Annotated in this window: 21 protein-coding genes and 1 pseudogene; 15 read left to right on the forward strand and 7 right to left on the reverse strand. The window is 63.6% G+C overall.

What is annotated here, in order from left to right; genetic code table 11:
• The first annotated feature begins 10 nt into the window (after positions 1 to 10).
• Both FJ424_RS19540 and FJ424_RS19545 read left to right on the forward strand, forming a co-directional pair.
• The gene (locus tag FJ424_RS19540; protein ID WP_140654177.1) at positions 11 to 610 is read left to right on the forward strand and encodes a hypothetical protein; all 600 of its coding nucleotides are present in this window, start codon (positions 11 to 13) and stop codon (positions 608 to 610) included.
• 49 nt (positions 611 to 659) lie between these two features.
• Positions 660 to 872: a hypothetical protein gene (locus FJ424_RS19545; RefSeq protein ID WP_140654175.1), complete on the forward strand. Its 213-nt coding sequence runs from the start codon at positions 660 to 662 to the stop codon at positions 870 to 872.
• A 28-nt stretch (positions 873 to 900) separates the two neighbouring features.
• Here the strand turns inward: FJ424_RS19545 and FJ424_RS19550 are convergent, their stop codons facing one another.
• The 6 genes from FJ424_RS19550 to FJ424_RS19575 form a co-directional block, all read right to left on the reverse strand.
• A complete protein-coding gene (locus FJ424_RS19550) occupies positions 901 to 1,164 on the reverse strand; it encodes a hypothetical protein (protein ID WP_140654173.1) in 264 nt (87 codons plus the stop codon).
• Between the two features lie 260 nt (positions 1,165 to 1,424).
• Positions 1,425 to 3,539, reverse strand: a complete 2,115-nt coding sequence (locus tag FJ424_RS19555) for a catalase (protein ID WP_140654171.1) — start codon at positions 3,537 to 3,539, stop codon at positions 1,425 to 1,427.
• A 343-nt stretch (positions 3,540 to 3,882) separates the two neighbouring features.
• The gene (locus FJ424_RS19560; RefSeq protein WP_140646326.1) at positions 3,883 to 4,071 is read right to left on the reverse strand and encodes a hypothetical protein; all 189 of its coding nucleotides are present in this window, start codon (positions 4,069 to 4,071) and stop codon (positions 3,883 to 3,885) included.
• A 512-nt stretch (positions 4,072 to 4,583) separates the two neighbouring features.
• Positions 4,584 to 4,784, reverse strand: a complete 201-nt coding sequence (locus tag FJ424_RS34085) for a DUF982 domain-containing protein (protein ID WP_348640129.1) — start codon at positions 4,782 to 4,784, stop codon at positions 4,584 to 4,586.
• 118 nt (positions 4,785 to 4,902) lie between these two features.
• Positions 4,903 to 5,106, reverse strand: coding sequence for a DUF982 domain-containing protein (locus tag FJ424_RS19570; RefSeq protein ID WP_348640130.1), 204 nt, complete (start codon positions 5,104 to 5,106; stop codon positions 4,903 to 4,905).
• A 281-nt stretch (positions 5,107 to 5,387) separates the two neighbouring features.
• Positions 5,388 to 5,714, reverse strand: a complete 327-nt coding sequence (locus tag FJ424_RS19575; RefSeq protein ID WP_140646325.1) for a low affinity iron permease family protein — start codon at positions 5,712 to 5,714, stop codon at positions 5,388 to 5,390.
• Positions 5,715 to 6,002: 288 nt separating this feature from the next.
• Between FJ424_RS19575 and FJ424_RS19580 the strand changes: the two genes are divergently transcribed.
• The 4 genes and pseudogenes from FJ424_RS19580 to FJ424_RS33845 all read left to right on the forward strand — a co-directional run.
• A complete protein-coding gene (locus tag FJ424_RS19580; protein ID WP_140654169.1) occupies positions 6,003 to 6,326 on the forward strand; it encodes a DUF768 domain-containing protein in 324 nt (107 codons plus the stop codon).
• 55 nt (positions 6,327 to 6,381) lie between these two features.
• Positions 6,382 to 6,663, forward strand: a complete 282-nt coding sequence (locus tag FJ424_RS19585) for a hypothetical protein (RefSeq protein WP_140646323.1) — start codon at positions 6,382 to 6,384, stop codon at positions 6,661 to 6,663.
• A gap of 59 nt (positions 6,664 to 6,722) precedes the next feature.
• Positions 6,723 to 7,679 (forward strand): alpha/beta hydrolase, encoded by a 957-nt coding sequence (locus FJ424_RS19590; protein WP_246677302.1) that lies wholly within the window; start codon positions 6,723 to 6,725, stop codon positions 7,677 to 7,679.
• A gap of 96 nt (positions 7,680 to 7,775) precedes the next feature.
• Positions 7,776 to 8,102: pseudogene (locus FJ424_RS33845) on the forward strand (tyrosine-type recombinase/integrase); the annotation flags it as partial.
• Positions 8,103 to 8,353: 251 nt separating this feature from the next.
• On the opposite strand, the gene FJ424_RS19595 reads toward FJ424_RS33845, so the two are convergent.
• Positions 8,354 to 9,529 carry an acetyl-CoA C-acetyltransferase gene (locus FJ424_RS19595; RefSeq protein WP_140654165.1) on the reverse strand — a complete coding sequence of 392 codons (1,176 nt, stop codon included), beginning with the start codon at positions 9,527 to 9,529 and terminating at the stop codon, positions 8,354 to 8,356.
• Positions 9,530 to 9,659: 130 nt separating this feature from the next.
• Between FJ424_RS19595 and FJ424_RS19600 the strand changes: the two genes are divergently transcribed.
• The 9 genes from FJ424_RS19600 (at position 9,660) to FJ424_RS19640 (ending at position 18,517) form a co-directional block, all read left to right on the forward strand.
• Complete coding sequence (locus tag FJ424_RS19600; RefSeq protein WP_140654163.1) at positions 9,660 to 11,606, forward strand: acetoacetate--CoA ligase; 1,947 nt, start codon at positions 9,660 to 9,662, stop codon at positions 11,604 to 11,606.
• Positions 11,603 to 12,754 (forward strand): thiolase family protein, encoded by a 1,152-nt coding sequence (locus FJ424_RS19605; RefSeq protein ID WP_140654161.1) that lies wholly within the window; start codon positions 11,603 to 11,605, stop codon positions 12,752 to 12,754. The genes FJ424_RS19600 and FJ424_RS19605 overlap by 4 nt, the downstream gene beginning before the upstream one ends.
• On the forward strand, positions 12,754 to 13,194 hold the full coding sequence (locus FJ424_RS19610) for a zinc ribbon domain-containing protein (protein ID WP_140654160.1): 441 nt from the start codon (positions 12,754 to 12,756) through the stop codon (positions 13,192 to 13,194). Before FJ424_RS19605 ends, FJ424_RS19610 begins: the two co-directional genes overlap by 1 nt.
• The gene (locus FJ424_RS19615; protein ID WP_140654158.1) at positions 13,191 to 13,643 is read left to right on the forward strand and encodes a MaoC family dehydratase; all 453 of its coding nucleotides are present in this window, start codon (positions 13,191 to 13,193) and stop codon (positions 13,641 to 13,643) included. The genes FJ424_RS19610 and FJ424_RS19615 overlap by 4 nt, the downstream gene beginning before the upstream one ends.
• Positions 13,640 to 14,884: an MFS transporter gene (locus tag FJ424_RS19620; RefSeq protein ID WP_140654156.1), complete on the forward strand. Its 1,245-nt coding sequence runs from the start codon at positions 13,640 to 13,642 to the stop codon at positions 14,882 to 14,884. The genes FJ424_RS19615 and FJ424_RS19620 overlap by 4 nt, the downstream gene beginning before the upstream one ends.
• A 68-nt stretch (positions 14,885 to 14,952) precedes the next feature.
• The gene (locus FJ424_RS19625) at positions 14,953 to 15,789 is read left to right on the forward strand and encodes a GntR family transcriptional regulator (protein WP_140654300.1); all 837 of its coding nucleotides are present in this window, start codon (positions 14,953 to 14,955) and stop codon (positions 15,787 to 15,789) included.
• A gap of 200 nt (positions 15,790 to 15,989) precedes the next feature.
• Positions 15,990 to 16,766 carry an SDR family oxidoreductase gene (locus tag FJ424_RS19630; protein ID WP_140654154.1) on the forward strand — a complete coding sequence of 259 codons (777 nt, stop codon included), beginning with the start codon at positions 15,990 to 15,992 and terminating at the stop codon, positions 16,764 to 16,766.
• A gap of 27 nt (positions 16,767 to 16,793) precedes the next feature.
• Positions 16,794 to 17,453 (forward strand): L-fuculose-phosphate aldolase, encoded by a 660-nt coding sequence (locus FJ424_RS19635; protein WP_140654152.1) that lies wholly within the window; start codon positions 16,794 to 16,796, stop codon positions 17,451 to 17,453.
• 62 nt (positions 17,454 to 17,515) lie between these two features.
• Positions 17,516 to 18,517 carry a sugar ABC transporter substrate-binding protein gene (locus FJ424_RS19640; RefSeq protein WP_210239430.1) on the forward strand — a complete coding sequence of 334 codons (1,002 nt, stop codon included), beginning with the start codon at positions 17,516 to 17,518 and terminating at the stop codon, positions 18,515 to 18,517.
• Positions 18,518 to 18,543: the final 26 nt, after the last annotated feature.

Below are 18,543 nucleotides of genomic sequence, written 5' to 3' on the forward strand. Positions count from 1 at the left end.
GAGAACCGACATGCAAACGATCACCGCTCTGTTTGACGAGTATGACGACGCCGCTGACGCCGTGGGCGCGCTGGAGTCCATCGGCGTCCCGTCATCCGACATCAGCATCATGGCCAACAATGCCCGCGGCTGGTACCAGAACACGCATTCCCCAGCCTCCGAGGATGCCGCAAGCGGCGCCGGCATCGGCGCGGTCGTGGGTGGCGCTGGCGGCCTGGCAACAGGCCTGGGCGCCATGGCGATACCGGGCGTCGGGCCGGTGGTCGCGGCGGGCTGGCTGGCGGCAACAGCCGCGGGCGCCGTCGCCGGAGCGATTGTGGGCGGCGCCGCCGGCGGCATCATCGGCAGCCTGACGGATGCGGGCGTGCCGGAGGAAGACGCGCATGTCTATGCCGAAGGCGTCCGCCGCGGCGGCACGCTGGTGACGGCTCGCGTCGAGGACGACCTCGCCTCGGAAGCCCGGGAAGTTCTCCGCAGCTCCGCGTCAGTCAACATCGCCGACCGCCGTAGTGAATACCAGGCGGGCGGATGGGCAGCGTTCGACCCGGCTGCCGGCGATTATTCGGCTGATGATGTCGAGCGCGAGGCTGCGCGACGGCGGGAAGCATGAGCGTCGCCGGCGCCTGCGGTGCAACAGCAAAGCCCGTCAGGAGTTCGGCATGAAACGGGTGCTTTTGCCGCTGCTGCTGCTGATTATAGTCATGGCGCTCTGTTACTGGGCCTTCGCCTATGTCGGCACCGGCTGGCAAACAGCGCCCGTCAAACGCACACCAGAACAAAACCAGGGCGGGAATGCGCCGCAGGATACCTCGCCAGCCGCCGGCATCACGAAGAATCCCCAGGACGCCAGCAAAATGCCGGGAGTTCAGTAATTGTCGAAGCCCGTCACATCCTGGATCGCTACTCTCGCGGGACGAATTTGTTGAAGCGGCTGGTGCTGCCCTCCGAGGTCATGTCCTGGTGAACGAACATCAAGTTGTTGTCCTCCAGCACTTTGAAGAAATCTTCCCATTCGATCGGCTTCAGATCTTCATCGCCTCCGCCGAAATCGACCCGCAGCATCGCGGCCTTCCCCGGCGCCGCGACGATGGCAGGCCTGCCCTCGCGCGCCTCGATCCATGCTCGGATCACTTCGTGATTTGAGGTCGTCATAGCCTCGCTCATTGCGGCCTCCTGTCGACGGTTTCCTCTCTCGAAAGAACCCGGAAGACATCCCGCTTGTTCCCGCCGCGCCCGGTTTCGCGAGATTCGCCGCAACCGAATATCCGCAGACGAAGAAGGGCCCGATGCTGCATGCGGCAACGGGCCCTCATGGGCCTTGATGGGACCCCGGATCGCTGGAGGGAGGGCGATCTTCTCTCGAACCGGCATGCGCTCGAAATGTTCCGGCAAAGTCCTGTATTTCTATTGGTCGGATGAACACGTCAGAGTTTCACGGCACCTTCCCTCGCCCATAGCCGCAACCTGCGGCACGCCTCGACGAACGAGCGCGCGGAACCGCCGCCATTAAGCTCGATGAGCCCCTCGTCCGCATCGGTCGCTACCCCGGCGCTTGCCAGCAGAGGTCCGGCCTCCGCGACGAAGCCGATGAACTTCAGATGGGCGAAGGCGTCAGACACGAAGTCCTTTGCGGCAGCATCTCTGGACAGCATCTCGGCGCCTTCCTCAGATACGAGCAGCACGACCGCGTCGAAGAGAACCGACGGTCCGCCGTCGATCATGTGGTTGGCTTCGATCCAGCTGCCATCCCCGGCCTCGACACCCCCCACCTTGCGCGCCACGACTTCCACCTTGGCGCCCTCCGCGTGCGCCGCATCCCGCACCGCTTGCAGAAGGACGGAATCGATGCCGTCGCTGACGAGCACGCCCATCTTACGGCCCTTGAAGCTGTCCGGCCCGTTATTGATGATACTGAGTGCGGGCGACGGCTCGAGATCATCGCGAGTCGGCACGGCGGCATCGGCCGCGGGAGGCATCGTCTTGATGCCGAGCTTGTCGGCGACAGTGACCGCCAGCGTCTCGTCGATGTTGAGCAGATGGGAGATCATTCGCTCGCGGATGACTGGCGTCTCGACCTTGCTCAGTTCGAACGTCAAAGCCATCGCGATGTGACGCTGCTCAGGCTCGGTCTGACTGAGGAAGAATTGCCGGGCCTGGCTGTAGTGATCGGCGAAGCTCTCCGCCCGCAGCCGGACCTTCTGTCCCTCCTCCGCATCGGCAAAGGAGCGGAAGCCCCGCTCAGGCGCCTCGCGCGGCCCCTCGCCCCAGGAATTCGGCTGATAGTTGGCGCGGCCAGCCGGGTTGCGCATCGCCATGTGGCCGTCCTGCTGGAAATGATGGAACGGGCATTTCGGCGCGTTGATGGGAAGGTGGGTGAAGTTGGGGCTGCCCAGACGCTTGAGCTGCGTATCGAGGTAGGAGAAGTTGCGTCCCTGCAGCAGGGGATCGTTGGAAAAATCGATACCCGGCGGCACGTTCTGCGTCATGAAGGCGACCTGCTCGGTTTCGGCGAAGAAATTCTCCGGCATGCGATCGAGAACAAGGCGGCCGACCGGCAGCGGCTCGATGACCTCCTCTGGAATGATCTTGGTCGGATCGAGGATATCGAAGTCGAAACTCTCGGCGAAATCCTGGTCGAAGAGCTGCACGCAGAGCTCCCATTCCGGAAAATCGCCGGACCGGATGGCGTTCCAGAGGTCGCGACGGTGAAAATCGGGATCGGCGCCGTTGATCTTCACGGCCTCGTTCCAGACCACCGACTGCATGCCGAGTTTCGGCTTCCAGATGAATTTCACGAAGGTCGATTCATCCTTGGCGTTAACCAGACGGAACGTGTGCACGCCAAAGCCCTGCATGAACCGGAAGGACCGCGGAATGGCGCGGTCGGACATGATCCACATGATCATGTGCATCGATTCCGGAGTCAGCGAGATAAAATCCCAGAAATTGTCGTGCGCGGATTGGGCCTGCGGGAACGCCCTGTCTGGTTCCTCTTTCACGGCATGGACCATATCCGGAAACCTGACCGCATCCTGGATGAAGAAGACCGGGATGTTGTTGCCGACCAGATCCCAGTTCCCCTCCTTGGTGTAGAGCTTCACGGCGAAGCCCCGGACATCCCGCGCCAGATCAAAAGACCCTTTGCTGCCGGCGACGGTCGAGAAACGCACGAAGGCTGGTGTCTTTTCGCCGGCCCGCTGGAAGATATCGGCTTTCGTATACTGGGCGAGTGACTCATACGTCTCGAAGAAGCCATGGGCGCCGTAGCCACGCGCGTGGACCACGCGTTCGGGGATGCGCTCATGATCGAAGTGGAAGATCTTTTCGCGGAAATGAAAATCCTCGATCAGCGTGGGACCACGTTCGCCGATCTTCAACGTGTTGTGGTCATCCGCGATCGGCGTACCAAGCGCCGTCGTCTGCACCTCGACCTCGCCTTCGGCCACCTGATGCAGTTCGCCGCCATTGCCGCGGACAAGTTCCTGGTCATGAATCTTAGCCACGGTCGTAGCGTCGGCCGGGGAAGCTTTCTTCGGCATTGTCGGTGTCCCTTGTGCTCGCTGAAATGATGTTGCCGAACGAGCAATATGGGCGAATGTTCCAGCCGGTTTAGCGAGGCATGCCGTGGCGTGAGCTAGCTTGGAACAGCGTCCGATCCTTCCTCTGCTCCGCTGGCTTGGGGACAGCCCGGGTTATCCGAGAGGATGCGCGAGCCGGCACCCTCTCTCGGTGCCAGGTAAGAGATTTCGGCGCCACCAGCGCTGCAGGAACTCGGCCTTTGAAATTACCTCTTCATCCGATTGCCCATGGAAGGTTCACAGGCGACCAATTCCGGCCATGATTGTTCCGGAGGCGGCGCGATCAGAACGTCGTCACTGGCCGTCAATTCGGACGGGCTTTGCGCGCACGCAACGTGATCGCAGCGTCCAGCTTTCGCGCCAGTTCCAGCATTCGAGAAGGCGCTTCTTGGTGTGCCAACGCATCCAAAGCCACGGCTATTTCGCGCTCCACCTTTGTGGTGTCGGAAGACAACTCTTCCGGACTGAGCACTTCATCAACCTTCCGTGCCACTGCCTCTTCCTAACATAAGTTAACGACAGCACATTAATCCATTGGGGAAAATAAGGTTCCCGCCGACGACGTTCCGCCGTCGACGAGGCCCAAAACCTCTCGCCAGCAATTCGCCTTGATGACCATGGCGAATTGTCAGCCCGTGGCCGCTGGTGCCGTTCTCGCGATTTGAAAAAGAATGGCCGAGGGATGCCGCTACCGCGACGCGCTATCGCTATTAAGCCTCTTTGCAGCCCATCAGCGCCGAAGCCACCCTGTTTCTATTCCACCCGGCCCTCTCAGCCATTTCGATTAGTTTCGTCGAGGCGCGATGCGAGGGCATCTTGGCAATCACTATCATAATGGGCGGCATTGACCTCATGTTTGGGCGGTCTGATCCCGGTATCGGTTGTCGTCATCTATCTGAGCTCATGAAAGGGCGGCGGAATGCAGAGCGCCGAACTGCCGTCAGGCGCTCCGCCGGCATAAGCGTGAGTGGGGCGGCCGTTTCCGATAACGGGAGGTCCCGGTCTTCAACGAAAATGTCTTTCCGACGCGCGAAGGCCCACAAAAATGCTCCTCGCCGTCTCCGCGCCGATGTCTCCGGCCAAGACGGCCTTGCAAGCCCGAATGGCTGCCCTCTGCTCCGGGCTGTTGCCGCGCCAGGCAACCGCAAATTGGTAGGCCTCGACCACCGTATTGAGTTGACGCGGGAAGCCCAACCCGACCCACACGCGGACTGGTTTCGAAAGGTTCGGAAAGCATCGCGAGCTCCGTTACCTTCCCGATGCCTTCAGGCTGTCAATCCACCACCGGGGCCGCTCGTGCCCGTCATCCAAGGCGGCGGAGCACTCACGTCCTCGACGATTTAGCAGACCTGGCAAAGCCGGAAAACGCGGACTGCGCCGACGTCAGCGGGTAATCACTGTCGAAGGCCCGCTGGCGAGCGCGAAGGGCGGTGTCGTAGATCGGACCGCGTTTATGCTTTGGCCATTCATACAAGAATTCCAAAGCGTCTTCGGGACACGCGATCTCTTGGATGGAGGCTGTTTCCACTTTTTACGAAAACAGGGCTGTCGAACATCCGATCGTTCATAAGATCCTCCAAATGGAACGAACAATTGAGCTTCCGGGCAGGCAAGGAGCCGACAGCGGCTACCTTAGTTCGCCGGACCATACGAGATCATACGAAGGGTATGGGTTGGCTAACCATCCGCTAACCCGTTGATTTTCTTTAACAATCTCCGGGCCCACTGCAACCGTTGATCTTGTTGATGAAATTGCTTTCGGCCCGGGGGGGCGGGCTCGGCAGGGTGCCCGCGCGGCTCGACGGTTTGTCAGCTTCGTTCGCCGGAGCCTCGCATTTCCTCGATTTCTTCCGGCTCTTTGTCGTCCACTTCGGCGATCTCGTTGCGAGCCTCATCGTTCGCCTTGATCAGCTCATCGAGTTTCGCTTGGAGGGCTTGAGTGTCGCGATGCTCGGCCCTTTGGATAAGCAGCGTCATTGCCCACGTGATCAGCGTCGCGGCGCCGTGCCAGTCAAGCGTTTCCCGTTCAAAGACAAGCCAACAAACAGTGTAGCCGCCCAGAATCAAAAATGCCGCTGGCCGGGACGTCAACGTGCCGACCTTGGTCAGCGCTTCTCGAAGCTGCAATGTCGCCATGCGTGCGAACGGCTGAGAGCAATGCGGGTTCCCGCAAAGGCGGCTGGCGACGCGAGGTGCAGTGCCTCCCACGCGTCGCCAAGCCAGGGTAGGCTTACTTGTTAAGTCCATTGGGCGCACGGTCTCCAGGCGACCCAGGAAGAAGCTGACCGTTTTCATCGTCGGTCATGGAATTTCGCGGGATGTTCGGGTTCCCAACCGTCCATCGATCCGTTCGTTCCTCGCGGTTTCGGATTAGCGGGAACCTCAGTGCCACGGTCCGGTTATCTCGCTGCGAGGAGATGCTCCATGAATGCGACGAAGGAATTCCTGCGCAGCTGGCTGGACGAGAATCTCGGCAATTTGCTCGCCGATACCGCGGTCAGCGTTCCGATGCTGGCGCAGCAGTTCGAGCAGGACGCCGACGCCGCCGGCTACGGTCGCGAAGTGCGGGAGCAGGAGGTCGGCAACATCGAAGAGGCCATCCAAAGCGCGCTTGATAAAAACGGCGCGGAAAATGCGAAGACGGAATCGAATTCCGATGAGGAGAATTCACTGGCACCGGTTATCGATGCCTTGGAAGCTGCCGATCCCGACCACGAGGCGCCGGACGACGCCGAGGGCCTGCGGTGAGGGTCAGCAGCGGCGGAACAAAGGCTGATGCCAAGGGTTTGGCACCGATTTGTCCATGGCAGCCATGCAGCCCTTCCGACGAACAGAGACGCATACGATGATGAAGTCCCCTGGAAAGAGCGATCCTGTCGGGTCGGAATCAAGCAATAATCAGGCGAAGCGGCAAACAGAGACATTGCCGGAGCAAGACCCCGCGGAAGGATCGCGCAAGACGGTGGATCGCGAGTTGGAACGGCAAAAGCGCTCGCCTGGGGCTGAAGATCGAAAGTCCGGACGACAGGCGCTGCGGGATCAGGTCGAGGAAGAGACCGAGCTGCCTCAGAAAGGGTCGGCCTGATCGCGAGCAGCGACGCGACTGCTCTCGTGACAACAAGGTCCAAGCGGAACCTGCTCCTGTTGCTTGCAGCGGCAACGGCTGGGCTGGCGCTCTACAACAACCTCCTCGCGAGACGGGCATTGGCCGGACGCCCGCTCGGGCGTTTCATCCACCTCCGCGGAACCAAGCTGCATTTCCTGGAAGCGGGCCATCGGCAACCTTTGCTGCTCCTGCACGGCAACGGCGCTTCGGCGGAGGACTTCACGACAAGCGGCATCTTCGACAAAGCCGCTGCCAAGTATCGTGTGCTTGCCTTTGACAGACCCGGCTTCGGCCTGAGCCCACGCCCGGTGGGCAGATTTTGGACCGCCGGCGCCCAGGCCGATCTCATCCAGGCCGCGGCCGAAAAACTCGGCGTCGAGCGCTATGTGGTTGTCGGGCATTCATGGGGAGCCGCCGTGGCGCTCGAGATGGCACGTCGGCACACCCGATTCGTCGCCGGTGTTGTCGTTGTCGCTGGCTATCACTATCCGCCGCCAAGGCTGGCGCTAGCCATCGCCGCGCTGCCGGCGGTCCCGCTGATCGGGACGGTATTGCGTCACGCCATACTGCCTTCGCTGGTCAGGCTGAACTGGCGCTGGGCGATGGAGAAGATATTCCACCCGGCAAGGGTCGCGACCCTTTTCGCGGCAACGACAAGCGGGCTGGCGAGCCGCCCCTCGCAACTGCGGTCCATCTCTGCGGAATCCTTCCTGATGCTGGCGTCGGCTCTGTTCCCCAATCGTCAATATGCCGACATCGCCATTCCTGTCGGGATAATTGCCGGCGCAGGTGATCAGCTGTTTGATGCCAAGGCCGAGGCGCTACGGCTGCACGCCGAGATAGACCACTCGCTGGTCGATATCGTCCGGGATGCCGGACATATGGTGCATCAAAGCAAGCCGCAGGCGGTTCTAGCAATGATCGACAAGGTTGCCGCTCTCGCGAGCGTTGCCGACCCGGTCTCTGGGGCCCCTATTCAAGTCCCCGGTTCCTAAGACACGTCCGCGTCGCCTTGCGACGAGCCATCCGGACAGGAACCGGGTGGCTGCAGCAGGCCAGCGCATAAATCCCGGATGGCTTGAGGCAGGACCTCGAGAGCAAGCCTGCTGGATTGGCTGGAACGGCGTGGTGGCACGGTCGAGGACGATGCTTTCCCGAGCCGGGTCGATCTCGCACACCACATGAGGACAAGGCAGTACGCCCGTCTAGTGACGAATTGGTGACTACGATCGGTCTGCGTCCAGAGGAGTACGGCACTCATTCGCTTCGGCGCGAAGGCTTCGATGATCTACAAGGCGACGGGCAATATCCGCACCATCCAGATCGCACTCGGCCACTCAAAGATTGAGAATACTGTCCGATATCTTGGCGTCGACGTGGAGGACGCACTGCTCTTGGCAGAGCGGACCGAAATCTGACGCTGGGCGGTCATCCGTCGCAGCGCGGATGACCGTTTCAGCTCCCGAGACTACGTTGCTTGTCTTGGGGTGGGAAGCGGAGGTGCAGGTTTCGGGCGATCACCCCGGGAAAGCTGCCTTGCATGTGGCAACGAGCTTCGGCGGCAACGCCTATGTTGGCCGTAGTCTTGCGCTCTATCGTTGACCAAAAGCTGTCGTGGCCAAGCCCATTGCCCAATTCCCTCAGGCAATTACTGCTCAGAGTGTCAGGTTCACCGCTCCAGGCAGATTGCCACTCCTTGTCCGCCGCCGATGCAGAGCGATGCCAATCCTTTTTTCGCGTCGCGGCGGACCATCTCGTGCAGTAGCGTCACCACGATGCGGCAGCCGGAGCCGGCCAGCGGATGTCCAAGCGCGATGGCGCCGCCGTTAATGTTGATAATGTCCTCGTCCCAGCCCATCTCACGATTGACCGCGATGGCCTGCGCGGCGAAGGCCTCGTTGATCTCCATCACGTCGAGGTCGGACGCCCGCCAGCCGGCCTTGTCGAGCGCGCGGCGCGAGGCCGCCACCGGTCCGAGCCCCATGTTCATCGGCTCGACACCGGCGGAAGCATAAGACGCGATACGCGCGAGGGGCGTCAGACCGAGTTCCTTCATCCGCGCTTCCGACGTCACCAGCACCGCCGCGGCACCGTCGTTGAGACCGGAGGAGTTGCCGGCCGTGATCGTTCCCGCCGTATCGAAGACCGGCCTCAGCCGGCCGAGGCCTTCCATGGTGGTGGCGGGATTGGGATGCTCGTCGCGGTCGATGACGAGATCGCCCTGCCTGGCCTTTATCGAGATCGCGACGATCTCTTCGTCGAATCGGCCTGTCTGGATGGCGGCGTCAGCCTTCTCCTGCGAGCGCAGCGCGAAACGGTCCTGCTCTTCGCGGGTGATCTGGTAGCGCTGCGCCAGCGATTCGGCGGTCACGCCCATATGCACCTGATGGAAGGCGTCCCACAGTCCGTCGGTGATCATGGAATCCTTGACTGTACGGTCGCCCATCCGGATGCCGGCGCGGGCGCCGTGAATGAAATGCGGCGCCGATGTCATCGAATCCTGCCCGCCGGCAATCACGCAATCGGCGTCGCCACAGCGAACGGCCTGGGCGGCGAGATGGATCGACTTTTGGCCGGCACCGCATACCTTGTTCACCGTCATGGCGGGGACGCTGACTGGAAGGCCTGCCTTGAGCGCGGCCTGTCGCGCCGGATTCTGTCCGGCGCCGCCAGTCAGCACCTGGCCCATGATCACCTCGCTGACGGCATCGGGGGCGAACTGCGTTTCCGCCAGCATCGCCTGGATAAGCTGTGCCCCCAGCTCCGCCGCCGAAAGGCTGGCGAACGCGCCGTTCAGCTTGCCGATGGGCGTCCGCTTCGCGGCAATGATATAAACAGCGTCCATTTCCAGTCCTCTACACGCGAACGGCGTGTCCACGATCGCAGCTTGACATTCTGGTTATAACCAATAATCTGAAACGCATCGGCAGGCAAGGCTGCGGCATCGAGCCGGGCCTGCGTTGCGGGAGGAATCCATGTCATCCGTGCTTTGGACGCCGGCGCCGGCCGCGTTCCAATCGTCCAACCTTGCGCGCTTTTCGATAGCCAACGGCTTCGACCCGCGCGACTACGAAACGCTGCATCGCTGGTCGGTCGGCGATCCTGGCGCGTTCTGGCGCGCGGTGTGGGATTTCGTCGGGGTCATCGGCGAACCGGGCGCCATCTCCTTCCTGCGCGACGACAATGCGCCGATGACCAGGAGCCGCTTCCTGCCGGACGCTTCGCTCAACCTCGCGGAAAACCTGCTGTGTGGCGACGGCGAGAGGGTCGCAGTGATCGAGGCCGACGAGAGCGGCCATTTCCGGACCATCACGCTTGCCGAATTGCGCCGGCTCGTGGCTAGAATGGCCGACGGCCTGCGCGCGGCCGGTATCGCCAAGGGCGATTGTGTCGGCGGCATCCTGCCCAATCGCGTTGAAGGTCTCGTCGCATTGCTGGCGACGCTTTCCGTCGGCGCCGTCTGGTCGTCCTGCTCGCCGGATTTCGGCGCCGCCGCGATCGTAGACCGCCTCGGCCAGATCGGCGTCAAGGTGCTGTTCGCCGCACCTCGCTACCGCTATGCGGGCAAGGAGCACGACATCTCCGGCAGGCTGGCGGAGATCGTCGCCGCGATGCCGAGTGTGGCGACGCTGGTGCTGACCGGCGAACCGGGTCCCAGGCCAAGCTGCGCGGCGGATTGCATTTCGTTCGACGATTTCGGCGGCGACGCTCCGCTCAGCTTCGAGCGCGTGCCCTTCGACCATCCGGCCTATGTGCTCTACACCTCCGGCACGACGGGCGCGCCGAAGGCGATCGTCCATCGAGCCGGCGGCGTGCTGCTCCAGCATCTGAAGGAGCATCTGCTGCATGGCGATGTTCGCCCCGGCGACGTCATGAGCTGGTACACCAACACCGCCTGGATGATGTATCACTGGCTGATCTCGGGCCTCGCCTGCCACGCGACAGTGGTGCTCTATGACGGCGCGCCGATCCTGAAATCGGGCGACGGGCTCGATCCCAGCCCGCTCTGGACGATGGCCGAGCGTGCCCGCGTCACGCATTTCGGCACCAGCCCGAAATATTTGGCCACACTCGCCGCGGAAGGCTACGCGCCGGGCCACTTGTTCGATCTCTCGTCGCTGCGGTCTCTGCTGTCGGCCGGCGCGCCCGTCTCCCCCGGTCAGTTCGACTGGGTCTACGAGCATGTGAAAAAGGATATGATCTTCGCCTCGATCTCGGGTGGCACCGAGATCATTGGCTGCTTCCTGCTTGGCTCGCCCCTTCACCCGGTGCGGCGCGGCGAGCTGACCGTGAAAGGGCTCGGCCTCGCGGTCGGTGTGATGGACGAGCGCAATGCGCCCATCATTGGCCGCCAGGGCGATCTCGTCTGCACCGAGCCGTTCCCGTCGATGCCGCTGACCTTCCGGGGCAAGGATGGCGAGGCGCGCTATCACGCCACCTATTTCGCCGCGCGCCCGGAGATCTGGACACATGGCGACGTCGCCGAGATGACCGCCTATGGCTCGGGCATCATCCATGGCCGCTCCGATACGACGCTGAAGCCCGGTGGCGTGCGCATCGGCACGGCCGAAATCTACGCGGCCTGCGAAGACTTTGCCGAGATCGAGGATTGCCTGGTTTTTGGCGCGCCCGTCCAAGGTGACGAAGAGATCGTGCTCTGCGTCAAGCTCAATGATGGGTATGCGCTGACCTCGGAGCTTGCCGCGCAAATCCGCAGGGCGATCCGCGAAGGCGCATCGCCGCGCCACGTGCCGCACCGCATCCATGCGGTGCAGGCCGTGCCCTACACGCTGAACGGCAAGCGGGTGGAGGGCGCGGCCCGCACCACGCTCGAAGGCAAGCCGGTCAAGAACATGGCCTCGCTCGCCAATCCGGCATGTCTCGAGGAATATCGTGCGCTCGACCGGAGCAAGGCGGCATGAGCCGGTCGAGGGGAGCGATCGTCGGCATCGGCGAGTTGAAGCCGCAACGTTTGACCAGCGGCGTGACGACGCTGGAGATGATTGCCGCGGTCTCGCGCCTGGCGGTCCTCGACGCGGGGCTGGAGCCGAGAGCCATCGATGGGCTGCTGGTCGGGCCGCAGGTCGGCGAGACGCCGCAACACGTCCCGGCGACCATCGCCGAATATCTGGGTCTCGCTCCGACCATGGCCAACGTCGTCGATCTCGGCGGCGCATCCGGCGCCGGCATGGTCTGGCGGGCGGCCGCAGCGATCGAGGCCGGCATGTGCGAGGCGGTTCTGTGCGTGCTCGCCAACAACCGCGAGGCGGCGGCGCCCCGCTCGCCCAACCGCAATCCGATCCGCGAGTTCGATGTGCCGTTCGGCGCCTCGGGCGCCAACATTTCCTACGCGCTGCTGATGCAGGCGCATATGGCGGGATATGGCTCGACGGCACGGGATTTCGCCGTGATCGCGGCGGCGGCGCGCGCCAATGCGCAGTCCAATCCCGACGCCATCTTCTTCGGCAAGCCGGCGGATGTGGAAGCGGTGCTCGCCTCGCCCATGATCGCCTCGCCGCTGCACCTTCTCGAAATCGTCATGCCGGTCGCCGGCGGCGAGGCGGTCGTCGTCACTTCGGCCGAACGCGCGCGGTCATTGTCCAAGCCGCCCGTCCATCTGCTCGGTGCCGGCGAGAAGGTCACGCACCGGGCCGTCAGCCAGGCGCCCAGCCTCACCTCCGGCCCGCTGAAGAGCGCCATGGCGCGAGCCTTCGCGCAGTCTGGTACCAATGCCGACGAGATGCATCTTCTCTCGCTCTATGACTGCTACACCATCATGGTCGCCACAACGATCGAGGATGCCGGCCTCTGCGCGCCGGGCGAATTCGGCGCCTGGCTGCGCGGTCGCGATCTATCACACAAGGGCGACATGCCGCTGAACACGCATGGCGGCCAGCTGGGTTTCGGCCAGCCGGACCTTGCCGGCGGCATGACGCACGTCGTCGAGGCGGTGCGCCAACTGCGCGGCGAGGCGGGCGAACGCCAGATCGGCAAAGCCGGGCTCGCGCTGGTCACCGGCAATGGCGCGACGATGAGCGAAGCGACCGCACTCGTGCTGGGAACCGCCTGATGTCTGTCGATTTGAACACGCTCAAGACCGCCGGCCCGACCATCACCGCGCTCACCCGGCCGTTCTGGGATGCCGCGGCCGAAGGCCGGTTGACGATTCAACGCTGCGAGGATTGCGGCAAGGCCGTCTTCTATCCGCGGCCGATCTGTCCGCACTGCTGGAGCAGGCGGCTGGTCTGGAAAGACGCATCGGGCAGGGGGCAGCTCAAATCCTTTTCCGAGGTGCATAAGCCCGGCCATCCCGGCTGGCTGCCCGCGGCACCTTACGTGGTCGGCCTGGTCGAACTGGCCGAAGGCCCCACGATGCTGAGCTTCATCCTGGCCGGCACACGGTCGCTACATGTCGGAGACATACTGCGGCTTGCGCCGACAGCCATCGGCGGTCGCGTCCTGCCTGCCTTCAAACCAATCGAACCCAGAGCAGAGGAGAAGCCGAAATGAGCACCGAGAGGAAAGACGGTTGGGTGGGTGTGGTCAAAGGTCGCCCGCAGGTCGGCGCCTTTGCCGAGCGCACGCGGCGCACGCGCATGAGCGACATCGAAGCCTTCACCGACATCACCGGCGACCGCAACCCGCTGCATTACGACCGCGCGCTGGCCGAGAAGTCGGTGTTCGGCAAGCTGATCGTCCAGGGCGGCGTCACTTCCGGCATCCTCAATGCGCTGGTGGCGGAGGATCTGCCCGGACCTGGAACCGTGTTTCTCGAAGTGACCTGGAAGTTCGTCAAGGCTGTCGGCGTCGATGAGGAGATCACCGGACGCGTGGAGGTCAAGGACGTGCGGCCCGACAAGCCGATCTGCAAGATCGAGACCAGCGTGCGCAACGGCCAGGGCGAGCTTTGCCTCACCGGCACGGCCACGGTGTTCACCGTACCGCTGCAAGGCGCATGAGCACGGTCGGGGGCGGCCGGCTTGGCATGGCGGCCGACAGCGAGCGTTGGCGCGCGCTGTCGCTGCTTTGCCTGGCGGTCGTCCTTTCGCTGACCACCTGGTTTTCGGCGACCGCGGTACTTCCTGAGCTGAAGCAGGAACTCGCACTGGGCGCGAGCGCCGAAGCATGGCTGACCAATGGCGTTCAGGTCGGCTTCGTGATCGGCGCGCTGGCGGCGAGCCTGGTCAATCTTCCCGATCTTGTGCGGCTCAGCCGCCTCATGGCGGCCGCAGCCCTTGTCGCCGCTTTAGCCAACGCGACGCTGCTGCTTCATCCCGGACCGGGCGGCGTGATCGCCGCGCGCATCGTCACCGGCGCCGCACTTGCCGGAGTCTATCCGCCGGCGCTGAAGCTCGTCGCCACCTGGTTCACGCGCGACCGGGGGCTGGCGCTAGGCGCGGTCATCGGCGCGCTGACTGTCGGCTCGGCGCTGCCGCATCTCTTCCGCGCCGTCTCGACCGCGCTCGACTGGCGTCCGGTGGTCGCCGCCGCCAGCGTGGCGACGGCGGCGGGCGCGTCGCTCTTCCTGCTGTTCGCCAAAGAGGGGCCGTACCCCTTCGGCAAGGCCGTCTTCGAGCCCTCGCGCATCGGCCAGGTGTTTCGCGAAAAGCCGCTGCTGCTCGCCAATCTCGGCTATCTCGGCCATATGTGGGAGCTTTACGCCATGTGGGCGTGGCTGCTTGCCTATACGCGCGCCGCTTTCGAGGCGCAGGTGATCGGAACCGCCGCTACCGCCTCGCTCTCGACCTTCCTTGTCGTGGCCTCCGGCATCCTCGGCTGCCTGCTCGGTGGCTTTCTGTCCGACCGTATCGGCCGCACCATCACCACCGCCGGCATGATGCTCGTCTCGGGCGGCTGCGCACTGCTGATGGGCTTTCTCTTCACCGGCCCACTCTGGCTCTTCATGTTGGTGGCCGTCGTCTGGGGCGTTTCGGTCATTGGCGATTCGGCGCAGTTCTCCGCAGCCGTCACCGAGCTTGCCGACCGCCGCTTCGTCGGCACCGCGCTGTCGGTGCAGCTTGGACTGGGTTTCGCGCTGACGGTGCTCGCCATCTGGCTGACGCCGCGCTTCGCCGACTTCATCGGTGGCTGGCGCTGGGCCTTCCTGCTGCTGGTTCCCGGGCCGCTTCTGGGGGCTGCCGCGATGCTATGGTTGCGAAACTTGCCTGAGAGCGTGAAAATGGCCGCTGGTCTCCGCTAGGGAGGCGCCGCCGCTCGTTGAGTCGCGGCAATGAATTGCGGCAGGACCGAATGGAACAAGCAACCAGAATGCGCGGGCGTCCTCGTTACGACCAGGAAGATGCCGAGGCGGCCGAGGCTTTCCGCTCGATCGGCTCAAAGGTTCAGCTCAACCGCGACGAGGCGGCCCCGCTTTGGGTGCAGTTGCGCAACCAGGTCGAGGAAGCGATCAACACCGGGTTGCTTGCCGCCAATTCGCGCATTCCCTCTGAGCAGGCGCTTTGCGAATTCTTCGGCGTGTCGCGTCCCGTGGTGCGCGCGGCGATCGGCTCGCTGTCCAACGAAGGCCGTATCATCAAGATGCCGCGCAAGGGTATGTTCGTCGCGGCACCGCGCGAGCATGTCGACTTCATGACCGCCAATCTCGGCGTGTTCGACGACCTGACCGCCAAGGGCCACAAGGTCTCGACCCGCACGCTGGAAATCTACCGCTGCCCGCCGAGCGAGAAGGAGTCCAAGGTCTTCGGCATTCCCGCCAATGGCAGCGTGGTCCGCATCAGCCGCGTCTACATGACCGATGGCTCGCCGATCACCATGACGCGCATCAGCCTGCCTGGACATCGGGTGCCGGGGCTGGAGAACATCCTGTCGGAAAACCAGTCGATCTTCGGCACCATCCGCGCCGTCTTCGGCCTGACCGTGAAGCGCGCCGACCGCTGGCTGCGCGCCGCACTTCCGACCAAGGAAGAGGCCGATGAGATGGGTGTCGCCGCCAACACGCCGCTGATCGAGATCGAGTCGATCGCCTATGACGCCGACGGCGCCGCGCTCGAATATTACGAGGCCTTCTACAACTCCTCCGTGGCCCGCATCCACATGGCGGTGGAGCAGCCGTCGGCGACCGTGAACGGCGTCGATCGCACCTGAATTGCGCTCGTCCAAAAAAGATTCCCTTTTCTGGTTATTACCAGATTGACGGACCCAGGAAGCTTCTGTAACGTCCCTGTCATGGGGTCGGGAGGAGCCTGACCCGGAGGCATTATCAGGACCGGTCGGCTTGCGGCGCTGCTTCGGCGGCGAGGGCGAAGTTTTGCCCGCGCTCGAGCCTGTCCTGATGGAGGACGTGCATGGATTACCAGTCGCAATTCGACCTGAAAGGCGAGGTTGCCGTCGTCACCGGCGGCGCCAGCGGGATCGGTCTCGAGGCGGCCAAGGCGCTCGGGACTTGCGGCGCGCGTATCGTCCTGCTCGACATGAATGCGGACGGGCTGAAAGCCGCTGCCGAGGCGCTCACGACGGCCGGTGTCGCAAGCGTCGATGGCCGCGTGCTCGACGTCACCAATCCGGAAGCCGTCGAGGCGATGGCTGCCAAGGTCGTAGCTGACTTCGGAAAGGTCGATATCCTGGTCAACAGCGCCGGCATCGCGCGCCTCAACACCGCGCTCGACACGCCGGACGAGGAATGGCGCCTGGTGATGGATGTCAACGTCAACGGCGTCTACTGGGCCTCGCGCGCCTTCGGCCGCTCGATGGTCGACCGCAACAAGGGTTCCATCGTCAATCTCGGCTCGATGTCGGGCCTGATCATCAACCGCCCGCAGACGGCGCCGTCCTACATGGTGAGCAAGGGCGCCGTGCACATGATGACCAAGGCGCTCGCGGTCGAGTGGGCGAAATCGGGCGTGCGCGTCAACGCGCTGGCGCCGGGCTATGTCGGCACCGAGATGACGCTGAAGATGCGCGAGCGTCCCGAACTCTTCAACACCTGGATCGACATGACGCCGATGGGCCGGCTGGGTACGCCGAAGGAGATCGCCTCGGCGATCCTGTTCCTGGCCTCACCGGCCTCGAGCTACGTCACCGGCGCGATCCTGTCGATCGATGGCGGTTACACGGCCTGGTAATTGGCCTCGCAAGGATTGGTATATCGCATGACCGTTTCGGACCGAGAGGCGCGCCAGGCCATCATCGATGCCTGCATCCAGATGAACGCGCTGGGCATCAACCAGGGCACATCCGGCAACATCAGCCGGCGCCATGGCGAGGGCATGTTGATCTCGCCGACCAGCACGCCCTATGACACGCTGCAGCCGGAGGACATCGTCTTCATGGGGTGGAACGGCGAGGTCGACGGGCGCCTGCCGCCATCCAGCGAATGGCGCTTCCATCTCGACATCATGAAGGCGCGGCCGGAGGTCAACGCCGTCGTTCACGCCCATCCGACCTACTGCACCACGATCGCCATCATGGGCAGGAAGATACCGGCGATCCACTATATGGTCGCGGTCGCCGGCGGCAGCGACATACGCTGCGCGCCCTACGCCACCTTCGGCACGGCAGAGCTTTCGGCGTATGCGGTGGAGGCGCTGCGCGACCGCAAGGCCTGCCTGCTTGCCCAGCACGGCATGATCGCTGTCGGATCGAGCCTCGCTCAGGCCATGTGGCTTGCCGTCGAGGTCGAGACGTTGGCGCGCCAGTATCACGGCGCCCTGCAGATCGGAGAGCCGCCGGTGCTGTCCGACGAGGAGATCGAAAACGTCATCAAGCGCATGGCGAGCTACGGCCTGCGCGACGAGGAGGCCGCCGCCTGAGCGGCGGCCATCAGGCAGAATCCTCCGGAAGGCCCGGAGCGATCAAGAAGGGAGGAAATGAAATGATCAGATCCATGAAAGGCCTCGTCAAGGCGCTCGCCCTGGGGTTGGCGGTGGCTTGCAGCCTTGCCGCCGTCTCGGGCGCAACCGCCGAGGAGCTGTCGCTCAAGGGCAAGCGCATCGGCGTCTCGGCCATCGGCACGGACCATTATTGGGACCTGATGGCCTTCAAAGGCATCCAGGACCGCGTCAAGGAGCTCGGCGGCGAAGTCATCGCGCTCGACGCCGGTCGCAAGGACCAGCAGCAGATCGCGCAACTGCAGACGCTGATCGCGCAGAAGCCCGACGCCATCATCGAGCAGCTCGGCAATCTCGAAGTGCTGAACCCGTGGCTGCAGAAGATCCGCGATGCCGGCATCCCGCTGTTCACGGTCGATACCGCCACCCCGCACGCCATCAACAACACCACCTCCAACAATTACAATATCGGCGCCGAGATCGCCTTGCAGATGGTCGCCGACATGGGCGGCAAAGGCAATGTGCTGGTCTTCAACGGCTTCTACAGCGTGCCGGTCTGCAAGATCCGCTACGACCAGCTGAAATATGTGCTGACCTCGTTCCCGGATGTGAAGATCGTCGAGCCCGAGCTGCGCGACGTTATCCCCAACACGGTGCAGAGCGCCTATTCCAACGTCACCGACATGCTGACCAAGTCGCCCGAGAAGGGCTCGATCGGCGCGGTCTGGGCTTGCTGGGACGTGCCGCAGATCGGCGCCACGCAGGCGGTCGAAGCCGCCGGCCGCAACGAGGTCAAGACCTATGGCATCGACGGCAGCCCGGAAGTCATCAAGATGGTGATGGATCCGAAGTCGTCCGCCGGCGCGGTGGCAGCGCAACAGCCCTATGAGATCGGCAAGACCTCGGTCGACAACGTCGCCAAATACTTGGCTGGCCAGAAGGTGCCGCCCTTCACTTTCGTGCCTTCGGTGCTGATCAACAAGGAAAACGCCGCCGAAAAAGGAAAGCCGTTCCTCGACGCCGCCGAGAAGGCTGGCGTTAAATAGGACGGAACGAAACGACGGGCAGCCCA

The sequence above is a fragment of the Mesorhizobium sp. B3-1-8 genome (assembly GCF_006439495.1).
Taxonomy (GTDB): domain Bacteria; phylum Pseudomonadota; class Alphaproteobacteria; order Rhizobiales; family Rhizobiaceae; genus Mesorhizobium.